The 13,542-nt window shown below is 76.2% G+C and carries 11 protein-coding genes, 1 pseudogene and 1 riboswitch; of the genes and pseudogenes, 2 read left to right on the plus strand and 10 right to left on the minus strand.

What is annotated here, in order from left to right; translation table 11 throughout:
• Positions 1–170 precede the first annotated feature (170 nt).
• From cobT to IRQ30_RS10030, 6 genes and pseudogenes are all read right to left on the minus strand, one after another.
• Positions 171–1,199 carry a nicotinate-nucleotide--dimethylbenzimidazole phosphoribosyltransferase gene (gene cobT / locus IRQ30_RS10005; RefSeq protein WP_338089647.1) on the minus strand — a complete coding sequence of 343 codons (1,029 nt, stop codon included), beginning with the start codon at positions 1,197–1,199 and terminating at the stop codon, positions 171–173.
• The gene (locus IRQ30_RS10010; RefSeq protein WP_193612757.1) at positions 1,196–1,990 is read right to left on the minus strand and encodes a CbtA family protein; all 795 of its coding nucleotides are present in this window, start codon (positions 1,988–1,990) and stop codon (positions 1,196–1,198) included. Before IRQ30_RS10010 ends, cobT begins: the two co-directional genes overlap by 4 nt.
• 92 nt (positions 1,991–2,082) lie before the next feature.
• Positions 2,083–2,298, minus strand: coding sequence for a CbtB domain-containing protein (locus tag IRQ30_RS10015; protein ID WP_193607985.1), 216 nt, complete (start codon positions 2,296–2,298; stop codon positions 2,083–2,085).
• A 291-nt stretch (positions 2,299–2,589) separates the two neighbouring features.
• Positions 2,590–4,948: pseudogene (locus IRQ30_RS24365) on the minus strand (cobyrinate a,c-diamide synthase).
• Complete coding sequence (gene cobO, locus IRQ30_RS10025) at positions 4,945–5,559, minus strand: cob(I)yrinic acid a,c-diamide adenosyltransferase (protein ID WP_193612758.1); 615 nt, start codon at positions 5,557–5,559, stop codon at positions 4,945–4,947. Before cobO ends, IRQ30_RS24365 begins: the two are co-directional and overlap by 4 nt.
• Positions 5,559–7,646 carry a VWA domain-containing protein gene (locus IRQ30_RS10030; RefSeq protein WP_193612759.1) on the minus strand — a complete coding sequence of 696 codons (2,088 nt, stop codon included), beginning with the start codon at positions 7,644–7,646 and terminating at the stop codon, positions 5,559–5,561. The genes cobO and IRQ30_RS10030 overlap by 1 nt, the downstream gene beginning before the upstream one ends.
• Before the next feature lie 22 nt (positions 7,647–7,668).
• Positions 7,669–7,835, minus strand: a riboswitch (cobalamin riboswitch).
• Between the two features lie 18 nt (positions 7,836–7,853).
• On the opposite strand from IRQ30_RS10030, the gene cbiE reads away from it, so the two are divergent.
• A complete protein-coding gene (cbiE, locus tag IRQ30_RS10035) occupies positions 7,854–9,074 on the plus strand; it encodes a precorrin-6y C5,15-methyltransferase (decarboxylating) subunit CbiE (RefSeq protein ID WP_193612760.1) in 1,221 nt (406 codons plus the stop codon).
• Complete coding sequence (gene cobM, locus IRQ30_RS10040; RefSeq protein ID WP_193612761.1) at positions 9,071–9,838, plus strand: precorrin-4 C(11)-methyltransferase; 768 nt, start codon at positions 9,071–9,073, stop codon at positions 9,836–9,838. The genes cbiE and cobM overlap by 4 nt, the downstream gene beginning before the upstream one ends.
• Positions 9,839–9,899: 61 nt before the next feature.
• Here cobM and IRQ30_RS23360 read toward each other — a convergent pair whose 3' ends face one another.
• The 4 genes from IRQ30_RS23360 to IRQ30_RS10060 are packed head-to-tail and all read right to left on the minus strand — an operon-like array spanning position 9,900 to position 13,496.
• Positions 9,900–10,400: a hypothetical protein gene (locus tag IRQ30_RS23360; protein WP_227467377.1), complete on the minus strand. Its 501-nt coding sequence runs from the start codon at positions 10,398–10,400 to the stop codon at positions 9,900–9,902.
• A gap of 53 nt (positions 10,401–10,453) precedes the next feature.
• Entirely contained in the window at positions 10,454–11,974 is a 1,521-nt protein-coding gene (locus IRQ30_RS10050) for a precorrin-2 C(20)-methyltransferase (protein ID WP_193612762.1), read from the minus strand.
• Entirely contained in the window at positions 11,971–12,636 is a 666-nt protein-coding gene (locus tag IRQ30_RS10055) for a precorrin-8X methylmutase (protein ID WP_193612763.1), read from the minus strand. The genes IRQ30_RS10050 and IRQ30_RS10055 overlap by 4 nt, the downstream gene beginning before the upstream one ends.
• The gene (locus IRQ30_RS10060) at positions 12,633–13,496 is read right to left on the minus strand and encodes a nitrite reductase (RefSeq protein ID WP_193612764.1); all 864 of its coding nucleotides are present in this window, start codon (positions 13,494–13,496) and stop codon (positions 12,633–12,635) included. Before IRQ30_RS10060 ends, IRQ30_RS10055 begins: the two co-directional genes overlap by 4 nt.
• Positions 13,497–13,542 lie beyond the last annotated feature (46 nt).

Below are 13,542 nucleotides of genomic sequence, written 5' to 3' on the forward strand. Positions count from 1 at the left end.
CGGCGAGGTCGCCGAGCAGCAGCAGGCCGGCGACCAGCGCGCCCAGCGGCAGCACGGCGAGCGGGGCGAGCAGCATGGCGTGCCCGGCGGTCCGGCGGTCCACCCGCGACGGCGCCGCGACCGGCAGCGCCGTCAGCGTGCCGACGGCCAGCCGCCAGGCGTCCACGGGCTCAGAGCTCCGCGAGCAGCGCCACGTCGCGCAGCAGGGCCACGGCCGAGCGGAGCACCGGCACGGCCGCGACCGCGCCCGAGCCCTCGCCGAGCCGGAGCCCGAGGTCGAGCACCGGCTCGAGGCCGAGCTTGTCGAGCGCGAGCGACTGGGCCGGCTCGGTCGAGCGGTGCCCGGCGGCGTACCAGGCGGCGGCGCCCGGCTCGATCCGGTCGGCGGTCAGCGCGCAGGCCACGGCCATGAGGCCGTCGAGCAGCACCGGCACGCCGAGGCGCGCGGCCTCCAGCAGGAAGCCGGTGGACGCCGCGAGGTCGGCGCTGCCCAGCGCGGTGAGGGTGGCGACCGGGTCGTCGGTGCGGGCTCCGGCGCGGCGCAGGGCGGCCTCGACGACCTCGGTCTTGCGCCGCAGCCCGGCGTCGTCGACGCCCGTGCCGCGGCCGACGACCTCGGCCGCCGGGAGGCCGAGCCCGGCGGCCACCAGCGCGGCCGCGGGAGTGGTGTTGCCGATGCCCATGTCGCCACTCAGCAGCAGGTCCGCGCCGGCCGCGACCTCCTCGCGGGCGACCGCGGCGCCGGCCTCGAGCGCCTGCCGGGTCTCGTCGGGGGTGAGGGCGTCCTCGAGGTGGATGGCGCCGGAGCCGCGCCGCACCTTGTGCGCGAGCACGTCGGCCGGCACCCCCTCGAGGTCGTCGTCCACGCTCAGGTCCAGCACCCGCACGGCGACGCCGTGCGCGCGGGCGAGCGCGGAGACGCCGGCCCGGCCCGCGAGGAAGGTGCGGACCATGGCGGGCGTGACCGCCGGCGGGTAGGCCGAGACGCCGTGCGCCGCGACGCCGTGGTCGCCCGCGAAGATCACCAGGCGTACGTCGGTCAGCTCGCGGGGCGGCACGCTGCCCTGCGCGCCGGAGACCCACACCGCGAGGTCGCCGAGCCGGCCGAGCGCGCCGGCAGGGGTCGCCAGGGCGGCCAGCCGCACCTCGGCCGCGGCGCGGGCCACGGCCGAGGGGGCGACGATGGCGGAGGTGCTCACAGGCTGGCCGCGAGCTCGCGGCGGGCCTGCACGGCCACCGAGCGCTCGTGCAGCCGGCCGACGACGCCGGTGAGCCCCACGCCGATGACGGTCCAGAGGGTGGCGAGCGTCAGCAGCGAGGAGAGCCGGAAGTACCAGAGCGTGTCGGCAGGGAAGCTGCCCACCTCGTTGACCGTGGGCAGGAGCAGCACGGTGACAGCCATCGCGGCGACGTACAGCCCGGCGCCGCCGACCACGCCGGTGAACGCGCCGTACGTCTCGGCCAGGCGCACGGCGACCAGCGTCGCGAGCACCGCGACGACGACGGAGAGCAGCACCAGGCCGAAGTACCACGCGGTGCGGTCGCCGATCGTGTCGCCGCTGCCGACGGCGGGCGGGGTGGAGGGGTACTTCAGGAACGGCACCAGCGCGAACGACGTGAAGCCGATGGCGCTGACCGTCGCCGTCGACTGGCGCGGGGTCAGCCGGCCGAGCCGGCCGACCGTCGCGGCGGCGAGCAGGCCGACGATGCCGCCGAGCGCGACGCCGACGGCCAGCGTCCCGGTGAGCAGGCCCCAGGTGCGCTGGGTGCCGCGGCTGACCTCGGTCACGCCCTCCTCGGCCTCGCCGTCGTCGGCGTGGGAGTGGGTGTGGCCGTCATCGGCCTCGGCGGCGCCGGCGGGGGCCGACTCCTCGAGCGAGATGGCGGTGTCGACGTGCGGCTCGCCGACGGTGTAGGCGACGAGGAAGGAGGCGAGGCCGGCCAGGAGGCCGACCAGCAGCCCCCGGACGAGGAACGAGCGTGCGGTCATGTGGGGTCCGTCCGACGACCGACCGCCCGGGGGGCGGTCGGGTAGGGGTGAAGGTGCTGCCTGGGGCTACTGCTGCTGCGGAGAGCGGAGGCTCAGTGGCAGGGGTAGCCGAGCAGGTGGCGCCCGTCGTGGACCCACTCGTGGATCGCGGTGCCGGCCGGGATGGAGACCGCGCCCTGGTCGGCGCTGATGAAGAAGAGCACCAGCGTGCCCAGGAGTCCGAAGAAGAGCGCCCACGGGGCGATCTCGGCGAGGGGGATCGAGGGGATCTCGACCTCGGGTGCGGGGGTGGCGACGGCCGATGACATGTGTGTCCTCCTCAGGGATGAGTGCGTCCCTGTTTCGATGGGGTGTAGGCGGACCTTCGGGTCTGACTCCACCGCATCCGATGCTCTCGGAGGCGATGTCACAGTAGCGCGACTGTGCCGGATTCCCACCGGCTTCCTCGTGCCCGCGCGAGCAGCCTAGGGCATCGGGTCGTCGGCCGCTAGCGGCCGTCCGGCCGGTGACGTTTCCCCAAGGTATGCAGGGGAAACGTCACTTCCCTCGGTCTGCAGCGCACGGGAAGTGACATCTCCGCTGCATACCTTGGGGAAACGTCACCACGGCGCCAGCGCCGCCACCAGCCGGTCCGTGACGGCGGGAGGGCGGACGGCGATGCGGACCCAGTCGGGGCCGAGGCCGGGGAAGGTGTCGGCGCGGCGGACGGCGATGCCTGCGGCGCGCAGCCGGGCGTGGACGCCGTCGCCGGCGCGAGCCAGCACGAACGGCGCGGACGAGGCGACGTGGTGGATCCCCAGCTCCCGCAGGCGATCCTCGAGGTGCGCCCGCCACTCGCCGATCTCGACCGCTCGGCGCTCGGACTCCACCAGCGCCTCGGTCGAGGAGCAGGCGAGCATCGCCGCGGACGCCTGCGCCGACACCGACCACGGCACCTGACCCCGGCGCAGCTCGGCGACGAGGCCGGGGTCGCCGACGGCGTACCCGGCGCGGACGCCGGGGATGCTCCAGTGCTTGGTCAGGCTGCGGACCACCAGCACCCCCGAGGTCCCGGCGGACACCAGCGACCCCGGCTCGCCCGGTACGGCGTCGAGGAACGCCTCGTCGACCACCACGAGCCGCCCGGGCCGGACCAGTGCCAGGAGCGAGGCGGACGGGTGCAGGACGCCGGTGGGGTTGGTCGGGTTGCCCACCACCACCAGGTCGGCGTCGTCGGGCACCAGCGAGGCGTCCAGGACGAACGGCTCGGGCAGCACCACCTCGGTGACCGTGCGGCCGGCCTGCAGCAGCGCGGCGTGCGGCTCGGTGAACTGCGGATGCACGACCACCGGCCGCGCCCACGGGCGCAGCCGCGCCACGAGCGAGAACGCCTCCGCGGCGCCGGCGGTCGCGAGCACCCGGTCGGGGGCGACGCCGTGGCGACCGGCCAGCGCCGTCTCGGCCGCGGTCGGGGAGGGGTAGGCGCCGACGTCGTCCAGCGAGCGGCTCAGGGCCGCCTGCAGCCAGTCGGGGCGGGCGCCGGCGTAGACGTTGACGGCCAGGTCGAGCAGGTCGCCGACCTCGACGTCGCCGTGGTGGCGCAGGGGATCCTCGAGGGGCTCACGCATGCGCGTGCACGGCGTCGGCGAACCGCTGCGCCATCCGCGGGTGGCCGGCCCAGTGCGTGTGCAGGTAGGAGGCGTGCAGGCTCGCCGTGCCGAAGCCGACCGCCGTGCCGTCGACGGTCCAGGTGGCGGTGTCGCCGCGCACGGGCTCGACGTGCGTGCGGTGGAACTCGTGCCCGGTCACCTCCTCGCCGGTGCGGGTCAGCAGCGAGTCGCCGGCCGCCGTGGCCGTCGGGTAGCGCAGCGTCAGCCGCGAGGTCATCTCCGCGTGCGCCGGCAGGGCCCCGACCATCGGGGCGCCGTCGAGGGTGTCGCAGAGGTAGAGCAGCCCGGCGCACTCCGCGACGGTCGGTACGCCGGCCGCGACGGCCGCGGCCAGCTCGCGGCGCAGCGGCTCGTTGCCGGTGAGGTCGGCCGCGTGCACCTCCGGGAACCCGCCGCCGAGGTAGATCCCGGCGGTGCCCGGCGGGAGCGCGGGGTCGGCGAGCGGGTCGAACGTGACGACCTCGCAGCCGGCCGCGCGCAGCAGCTCCTCGGTCTCGGCGTAGCGGAAGGTGAAGGCGCGCCCGCCGGCCATCGCCACCACGGGGCGCCCGTCCCCGGACGGGCGCACCTCGTGCGCCGGGTCCCACGGCTCGACGTCGAGGTCCGGCGCGGAGCGGGCGACGTCGAGGACCGCGTCGAGGTCGACGGTCTCGGCGATCCGCTCGGCGAGCCGGTCCAGCGCGTGGGCGGCCTCGTCGCGCTCGGCGGCCGGGACCAGCCCGAGGTGGCGCGACGGCGCGGACACCGTCTCGTCGCGCGGGACCGTGCCCAGCACGGGCAGGTCGATCGAGGAGGCGACCTCCGCGGCGTGGCGGGGGGAGCCGGCCTGGTTGAGGATCACGCCGGCGATCCGGGGCGCGCCGCGCCAGGTCGCCATGCCGTGCACGACCGCCCCGATGGAGCGCGACGAGCGCGCGATGTCGACGACGAGCACGACGGGCGAGTCGGTGAGGTGGGCGACGTGGGCGGTCGAGGAGAACCCGTCGTGGCCGACGCGGCCGTCGTAGAGGCCCATCACGCCCTCCACCACGGCGATGTCGGCCGGCGCCGGCGTCCGTGCCCCGTGCAGCAGCAGCGGGGCGACCCGGTGCTCGCCGACGAGGTGCGGGTCGAGGTTGCGGCCCGGGCGCCCGCAGGCGAGCGCGTGGTAGCCGGGGTCGATGTAGTCGGGACCGACCTTGTGACCGCTCACCGAGTGACCGGCGCGCGTCAGCGCCGCCATCAGCCCTGTGGACACCGTGGTCTTGCCCTGGCCGGTGGCCGGAGCGGCGACGACGATGCGCGGGAGCGCCGTGCTGGGGGCGGTCACCACTCGATTCCCTTCTGGCCCTTCTGGCCCCGGTCCATCTGGTGCTTGACCTTGGTCATCTCGGTGACCAGGTCGGCGACCTCGATCAGCCGGGGGTGGGCGCGGCGCCCGGTCACGACGACGTACTGACGCCCCGGCCGCTGCGACAGCGTCTGGATGACGTCGTCGAGGTCGACCCAGCCCCACTCCATGACGTAGGTGAACTCGTCGAGCACGTAGAGGTCGTGGGTCTCCTCGGCCAGGCGGCGCTTGATCTCGGCCCATCCGGCCGCGGCGCCCGCGGCGTGGTCGGTCTCGTCGCCGGCCTTGCGCGACCACGACCAGCCGGCGCCCATCTTGTGCCACTCGACGGGTCCGCCCTCGCCGGTCTGCTGGTGCAGCTCACCGAGCCGCTCGAGCACGGTCTGCTCGCCGATGCGCCACTTGGCGGACTTCACGAACTGGAAGACCCCGACGTCCCACCCCTGGTTCCACGCCCGGATCGCCAGGCCGAACGCCGCCGTCGACTTCCCCTTGCCGTCGCCGGTGTGGACCATCAGCAGCGGCTGCTGGCGGCGCTCGCGGGTGGTCAGGCCGTCGTGGGGCACCGCGTCCGGCTGTCCCTGCGGCATCAGGCCGCGCCCACGGAGTGGTGGACGATCGCGGCGAGGCCGGGGGCGCTCACCTCGGCGACCGGGACGTGCTCGGCGCCCAGCGACTCGGCCAGGCGTGCGGCGAGTCCCATCCGGAAGGACCCGGTCTCGCAGTCGACGACCACCGAGTCGACCGTGGTCGCGAGGTGGGCGGCCACCTGCCGCGAGCGGGCCACGGCATCGGCGCCCTGGGTGGCGCGGCCGTCGGTGACGACCACCAGCAGCGGGCGCAGGTGCGGGTCGCGCACGCGCTCGACGCGCAGCACCCGGTCGGCCTCGAGCAGCCCCTCGGCGAGCGGGGTGCGGCCGCCGGCGCCGAGGTCCTGGAGGCGCGTGGCGGCGATGTCGACGGAGCGGGTGGGCGGGAGCGCCAGCTCCGCGCCGGCGCCGCGGAAGGTCACCAGCCCCACCTTGTCGCGGCGGCGGTAGGCGTCGAGCAGCAGCGACAGGATCGCGGTCTTGACCTGCTCCATGCGCTTGCGCGCGGCCATGGAGCCCGACGCATCGACGCAGAACAGCACGAGGTTGGCCTCCCGACCCTCGCGCACGGCCACCCGCAGGTCGGCGCCGCGGAACCGCAGCGGCCCGTCGACCCGTCCCCGCGCGACCTGGTGCGGCGCCGCGGCCCGCACGGTCTCGCTGAGGTGGATCGAGCCGCCGGCGCCGTCGGAGCGCCGGGCGCCCACCCGCCGACCGGACTCGGTGATCGCCCGGCTCCGCTTGCCGGCCGCACCCGCCCCCGTGCCGGAGACGGTGAAGAGCCGCGGCCGGTACGGCGTGCCCGCGGCCACCGGCGTCCCCGGCGCCGCACCTCCGGCGCCGGACGCGTCCTCGTGCGTGGAGGAAGGCGCCTCGTCGTGGGTTGAGGAAGGCGCGCCGGCGTCTGTCTCGAAACCCTCGTCGCCGTCGCCGTCCCCACCATCGGGGTCCTCGGCGCGCCCGTCGTCCCCGGCGCCGTCGCCGGTGTCGCCGGTGTCGTCGTCACCGCCCCCGCCGCCCTCCGGCGGCTCCGGCGGCAGCTCGTCGTCGCCGAGCACCCGGTCGAGCAGCTCCTCGTCGAGCCCGGGCGCGTCGAACGGGTTGCGCCGGCGCCGGTGGGGCAGCGACAGCCGGGCCGCGGCGCGGATGTCCTCGCGGGTCACCGAGGTGCGCTCGTGCCAGGCCGCGTGCGCGATCGCCGTGCGGGCGGTGACCAGGTCGCCGCGCATGCCGTCGACCTCGAACGCCGCGCAGACCTCGGCGATCTTGAGCAGCGCCGCGTCCGAGAGCACGACCCGGCCGACCAGCTCCTGGGCGCGCTGGATCCGTGCGGTGAGCGCGGCCTCGCGCTCGGCGTACGCCGCCACGAACGCGTCGGGGTCGGCGTCGTAGGCCATCCTGCGGCGCACGACCTCGACCCGGGTCTGCGGGTCGCGCGGTGCGGCCACCTCGACGGTGAGGCCGAAGCGGTCGAGGAGCTGAGGGCGGAGCTCGCCCTCCTCCGGGTTCATGGTGCCGACGAGCACGAACCGGGCGGCGTGCTCGACCGAGACGCCGTCGCGCTCGACGGTGGAGCGGCCCATCGCGGCGGCGTCGAGCAGCAGGTCGACGAGGTGGTCGTGGAGGAGGTTGACCTCGTCGACGTAGAGGATGCCGCGGTGCGCGCGGGCGAGCAGGCCGGGCTCGTACTCCGCCTTGCCCTCCGACAGCGCCCGCTCGAGGTGCAGCGAGCCGAGCACGCGGTCCTCGGTCGCGCCGACCGGCAGCTCGACGAGCCGCACCGGCCGCGTCTCGGTGGCGGCGTCGGGGCCGAAGGGGCCGTCCGGCGAGGCGACGTGACGCTCGCGCGGGTCGGTCGAGAAGCGGTCGCCGGCCACGACGTCGATCGGCGGCAGGACGGCGGCCAGCGCGCGGACGATCGTCGACTTGGCCGTGCCCTTCTCACCGCGCACGAGCACGCCGCCGACCTCGGGCGAGATCGTGGTGAGGACCAGGGCGAGCGCCATGCCATCGAGGCCGTCGGTGCCGCCGGGGCCGTCGGGTCCGTCTGATCCGACGACGGCAGAGAAGGGGTACTGCTGTGGCATGGAGGCTCCCGCTCGTTCGCCAGCTTTCAGGGGGCGCGAGGCCGGTCTTCGGACTTCCTGGATCGGCGTCGTCGACGCCGTCCAGATCACCGCAGCGGGCCTGTGCCGGACTCTCACCGGCTTCCCAGATTCTCCCGTCGCTCCCGCGTCGCAGCGGGGGGTCGGGGCACCTCGTGCCTGTCGGTCGTCACGATAGCGTTCGTCCCCGTGCCCTCCTCCACGCGTCCTCGCCTGACGGTCGTCGGCCTCGGCGCGGACGGTTGGCCCGGCGTCCCCGAGGACACCCGGCGCCTCGTGCTGGAGGCGCCCGTGGTGCTCGGCGGCGCGCGGCACCTGGCGCTGCTGCCCGCCGTACCCGGGCAGGAGCGCACGCCGTGGCCCTCGCCGCTGAGGGACGGCCTGCCGGCCCTGCTCGAGCGGTACGCCGGCCGCGAGGTCGTCGCGCTCGCCTCGGGCGACCCGCTGGTCTCAGGCATCGGCTCGACGCTGGTCGGGCTGCTCGGCGCGGACGTCGTGCGGGTGCTGCCGGCGGTGTCGTCGGTGGCGCTCGCCCGTGCCCGGATGGGCTGGCCGGCCGAGACGGCCGAGGTGGTCTCGGTCGTCGGCCGCGACGCCCACGCGGTCCTGCGCGCGCTCTCGCCCGGTCACCGGGTGCTGGTGCTGTCGTCGGACGCCTCCACGCCCGCGGAGGTCGCCGGCCTGCTCGACGCCGCCGGCTACGGCGAGAGCGCGCTGACCGTGCTCGGGGACCTCGGCTCCGCCGCCGAGTCCCGTCGCGACGGGCTGGCCCGGTCCTGGAGCGGGGACGCGCCGGCGCTCAACGTCGTCGCGCTGACCCTGATCGGCCCGGTCGTCGGGCCGCGGAGCGGTGGCCTGCCGGACGAGGCGTTCGAGCACGACGGCCAGCTCACCAAGCGCGACCTGCGCGCCTCGGCCCTCGCCCGGCTGGCCGCCCAGCCCGGCCAGCTGCTCTGGGACGTCGGCGCCGGCGCGGGGTCCGTCGGCATCGAGTGGCTGCGGGCCCACCCCACCTGCGCGGCGGTCGCCGTGGAGGGTGACGCGGCGCGGGCCGAGCGGATCCGCGGCAACGCCGCACGCCTCGGCGTGCCGGGGCTGCGGGTGGTGCACGGCCGGGCGCCCGAGGCGCTCGTGGGGCTGCCGCTGCCGGACGCGGTGTTCGTCGGCGGCGGTGCCACCGTGACGGGCGTCGTAGCGTCCTGCCTCGACTCGCTGCGGCCCGGCGGTCGGCTGGTCGTGCACGGCGTGACGCTGGAGACCGAGGCGCTGCTCGGCCGGCTGCACGCCGAGCGCGGGGGCGAGCTGAGCCGGCTGCACGTGGAGCACGCCGGCGCGATCGGCTCCTTCACGGGCTGGACGCCGACGCGGGCCGTGACCCAGTGGGCCTGGACCAAGGAGAAGACCGCATGACCGTCCACTTCGTCGGCGCCGGACCGGGGGCGGCCGACCTGATCACGCTGCGCGCGGCGACGATGCTCGCCGCCGCCGACGTGTGCCTCTACCCCGGCACCTACCTCGACCACGCGGTCCTCGCCCACTGTCGCCCGGACGCGCGGCTCGTCGACACCCAGGACCTCGACCTGGACCGGATCGTCGCCGAGCTCGTGGACGCCCACCGCGCCGGCCTCGACGTCGTCAGGCTCGCCTCGGGCGACCCGTCGGTCTACTCCGCCCTGCACGAGCAGACCCGCCGCCTCGACGAGGCCGGGGTGCCCTGGGACGTCACGCCGGGCGTCCCGGCGTACGCCGCCGCGGCCGCGCTCGTCGGTCGCGAGCTGACGGTGCCGCTGGTGACCCAGTCGGTGGTCCTCACCCGCGCCCAGGCCCGCTCCACCGCGATGCCGGAGACCGAGGAGCTGGCCCGCTTCGCGGCCACCCGCGCCACCCTCGTCCTGCACCTGGCCATCACCCGCACCCGCGAGCTGATGGACGAGCTCGCCGGGCACTACGGCCCGGACTGCCCGGTGGTCGTGGTCCACAAGGCCAGCCAGCCCGACGAGCTGGTCCTGCGCGGCACCGTCTCCTCGATCGCCGACGGGGTGGAGCACGCGGGCCTGCGCCAGGCCGCCGTCATCCTGGTGGGCCCGGCTCTCGACCCGTCCTCCGCCGCCGGCGAGTCCTACCTCTACGCCCCCTCCCGCGACCGCTCCACCAAGCGCCTCCTCGGTGGTTGAGGAGGGACGAAGTCCCGTCTCGAAACCACGTCGACACGTGCGTCCGGGACCACCTCGACGGTCAGCGGGTCCAGAGGCCGTGGGGGCGCAGCAGGAGCTCGACCTGGTCGGCCAGGAGCTTGGCGTCGGCGCGCTCGGGACGGACGGCCCAGGAGACCTCGGGGGCGGCGTGGGCGACGGCCGCGGCGGCCCACTGACGGGTGCGGCGAGGGCCGTGGCTGCGGAGGTCGTCGAGCCGTCTCGCCACCCAGTCGGGGTCGGCGAGCGCGCGGTCGAGGGCGGCCTCGACGAACCCGCCCACGGCGTCCTGGCCGGTGCGGTAGGTCGCGAGCCGGCCGCGCAGCCCTCGCGGCCGTCCCGACGCCGCCCGCTCGCCGGCCATCCCGACGTGCACGACCACCTGGCTGGCGGGGTCCCTCAACAGGTAGACGCCCGGCTCCCGCGGCGCCCACGGGACCGCCTCGTCGAAGGCCAGCCACTCCGACCACGACGCCGCGTCCTCGACCGCGAGGTAGGCGTCGAGCATCCGCGCGTCCCGCACCCGCTCCCCGACCCAACCCATGGGCGGCACCCTGCCGGTCACCACCGACACCGACACCCGGCCCCGCAGCGGGGTCACTCCTCGGGGACGCTGCGGGGGCTCCAGACGGCGCCCGACGGCGTACGGCGGGTGCCGGTCGCGCCGACGATGAGGAGGCACTTCATGTCGATGGTGTCGGCGTCGAGGGCGCCGAGGGTGGTGACGACGAGGGACTCCTCGGCGCGGCCGACGTCGCGACCCACGACGACGACGGTGTCGGGGGAGCGGTGCTCGAGCAGCACCTTCTGGGCGCGCACCACCTGCTCGGTCCGCGAGCGCGACGCGGGGTTGTAGATCGCGAGCACCAGGTCGGCCTCGGCCACGTGGCGCAGCCGGCGCTCGATGACCGGCCACGGCTTGAGCCGGTCCGAGAGGCTCATCACCGCGAAGTCCGCGCCGATCGGCGCCCCCGCCCGCGCCGCCACGGCCTGCACCGCGCTGACGCCCGGGAGCACGCGCACCGGCACGGCGGCGTACGCCGGGTCCTCGGCCGCCTCGAAGACCGCCGAGGCCATCCCGAAGACGCCCGCGTCGCCGCCCGACACGACCGCCACCCGCTCGCCGGCGAGGGCGAGGTCGAGCGCCAGGCGGGCGCGGTCGACCTCGACGGTGTTGCCCGACGCGTGCCGGGTGAGGCCGGCGCGCTGCGGCACCCGGTTGACGTACGGCGCGTAGCCGACCACGTGGTCGACCTCGGCCAGCGCCGCCGTGACCTCGGGCGTGACCCACGCGTCGGGGCCCGGCCCGAGCCCGACCACGAGCAGCTCGGCCGGCCCGCCCACGACGTCCGAGGACGTGTCGGCAGCCGGCGCGACCCGCCGTCCCGTGGGCTCCTCGTGCCGCGAGTCGCCGGGCACGACGACCAGCGAGAAGTACGGCACCGTGGCCGGGTCGACGTCCGCCACCGGCAGCCGCCGCTCGGTCTCCATCGACGCGCGCTCGACGTAGACGGCGTGCTCCAGGCGGCCGGCCTGCGCCAGCGCGGAGCGTACGGCGGGGAAGGTGCGGCCGAGCTTCATGATGATCGCGCCGTCGGTGTCGGCGAGCCGGCGCGCGAGCTCGGGCTCGGGCAGCGTGCCGGGCAGGATCGTCAGCACGTCGGTCTGGCGCACCAGCGGGGTCGCCGCGGCGGCGGTCGCGGCCGCGAAGGCCGGGACTCCGGGCACGATCTCGGTGGGGAAGCGCGGCGCCAGCAGGTCGTGCATGTACATGAACGAGCCGTAGAACAGCGGGTCCCCCTCGGCCAGCAGGACCACGTCGCGCCCGGCCTCGAGGTGGACCGCCAGCCGCGTGGCCGACTCGGCGTAGAACTCCGCCATGGCGCCGGCGTAGCCGCCCGGGTGGGCCGTGGGTCCGGTCGTCACGGGATAGCGCAGCTCCTCCTCGACGGCCGTCGCGGGGATCAGCGAGGCCGCGATGCGGCGGGCGTTGGACTGCTTGCCGACGCCGGCGTGGAACGCGACGACGTCGGCGGCGCCGATCAGCCGCGCGGCCTTGAGCGTCACGAGCTCGGGGTCGCCGGGGCCGAGCCCGACGCCGTAGAAGCGGCCGGTCACTCGGCCTCCTGAGCCAGGGCGTTGAGCGCGGACGACGCCATCGCCGAGCCGCCGCGACGGCCGCGGACGGTGACGTAGGGGACGTCGATCCCGTGGTCGTCGGCGAGCGCGACCAGCGCCTCCTTGGACTCCGCGGCGCCGATGAAGCCGACCGGGCAGCCGATGATCGCCGCCGGTCGCGGGGCGCCCTCGATCAGCATCTCCATCAGGTGGAACAGCGCGGTCGGCGCGTTGCCGATGACGACCACGGCGCCGTCGAGGTAGGGCTCCCACAGGGATACGGCGGCAGCCGTGCGCGTCGTGGACCACGCGGCGGCCAGGCCGGGGACCCGCTCGTCGGTGAGGAAGCAGCGCACGTCGTTGCCGGCCGGGAGCCGCGAGGCCGTGATGCCCATCGCGACCATCCGCGCGTCGGTGAGGACCGGCGCGCCCAGCATCAGGGCGGTCCGCGCCGCGCCGACGAGCCGCGGGTGGACCACCAGGTCGCGGACCAGGTCGACCTGGCCGCTGCCGTGGACCATCCGCACCGCGACCTTCTCGGCGTCGGCGGGCAGCCCGGCGAACGACGCCTCGCGCCGGATCGTCGCGAACGACTCGACGTAGATCGCCGGGCCGTCGTCGACGTAGTCGTAGTGCCGCCCGGGCCGCGCCAGCGTGCTCATCGCGCACCTCCGTCCAGGGCCGCGACGACCAAGCCTCGCCACGGCGTCACGACCAGCTCGGGCCCGCGCGCGGCGAGCGCCAGCGCCAGCTCCGGCACGAGCACCCCGTCGGGCACCTCCACGTGCTCGACCCCGCCGTGCCTCCCGTACGCCGCCGGCTCGCCGGCCACCAGCGCGCGCGGGTCGGCGGGCCCGGCGGCCACCAGCGGCTCGGCCAGCTCGTCGACGTGCCACGCCGCCGTGGGCCCGTCGCCCCGGCGCTCCTGGAACAGCGCGGCCAGGGCGACCAGCGCCGCGGGGGCGTCGGCCAGCGGCACGACCGGACCCCAGCCCGCGCCGACCCGCAGCTGCGCGGTGCTCCGGTCGAGGGCGACCAGGCCCAGGTCCGACGTCCGGGTGACGAGGTCGCCGCGGCCGTCGTCGAGCACGAAGAGGAAGCGCCCCGGCAGGCCCGCCAGGGCGGGGTCCGCGCAGAGCAGGCGGTCGAGCTCCGCGACGACCGGCCGGAGGTCGGCGCGCCCGCCGACCAGCCCGGTCAGGGGGGAGGTCATGAGGTTGCGGACCAGCTCGTGGCTGCGCGAGGGCAGCAGCCCCGTCGCCTCGATCGCGGCCAGCACCTCGGGCTCGAGGACCCCGTCGGTCGCGGGCAGCGCGCGCAGCTGCAGGTTGGCACGCCCGGTCAGGTGCACCGCGTGGTCGCCGTACGTCGTGGCCACGGAGACCAGCGCACGCAGGGAGGTGGTCGCCACCAGACCCCCGGGCGGCCGCAGCCGCACGAGCGCGCCGTCATCGGCGGGCCAGGGGCGCAGGGCCCCGGGGCACAGGTCGGGACGGGACCGGTTCACGGAGGTGGCGGGCACGTGGGTCCTTCGAGGTCTGGGGCTCGTGCGCGGAGCCCCTGGCTGA

Source organism: Nocardioides lijunqiniae (assembly GCF_015024225.1).
GTDB lineage: Bacteria > Actinomycetota > Actinomycetes > Propionibacteriales > Nocardioidaceae > Nocardioides > Nocardioides lijunqiniae.

Excerpts from the sequence above, each read along its gene's own strand:
- cobM (WP_193612761.1), top strand. The coding sequence starts at position 9,071 with ATGACCGTCCACTTCGTCGGCGCCGGACCGGGGGCGGCCGACCTGATC.
- IRQ30_RS10010 (WP_193612757.1), bottom strand. The coding sequence starts at position 1,990 with ATGACCGCACGCTCGTTCCTCGTCCGGGGGCTGCTGGTCGGCCTCCTG.
- IRQ30_RS10015 (WP_193607985.1), bottom strand. The coding sequence starts at position 2,298 with ATGTCATCGGCCGTCGCCACCCCCGCACCCGAGGTCGAGATCCCCTCG.
- IRQ30_RS23360 (WP_227467377.1), bottom strand. The coding sequence starts at position 10,400 with ATGGGTTGGGTCGGGGAGCGGGTGCGGGACGCGCGGATGCTCGACGCC.
- IRQ30_RS10055 (WP_193612763.1), bottom strand. The coding sequence starts at position 12,636 with ATGAGCACGCTGGCGCGGCCCGGGCGGCACTACGACTACGTCGACGAC.
- cobO (WP_193612758.1), bottom strand. The coding sequence starts at position 5,559 with ATGCCGCAGGGACAGCCGGACGCGGTGCCCCACGACGGCCTGACCACC.
- IRQ30_RS10030 (WP_193612759.1), bottom strand. The coding sequence starts at position 7,646 with ATGCCACAGCAGTACCCCTTCTCTGCCGTCGTCGGATCAGACGGACCC.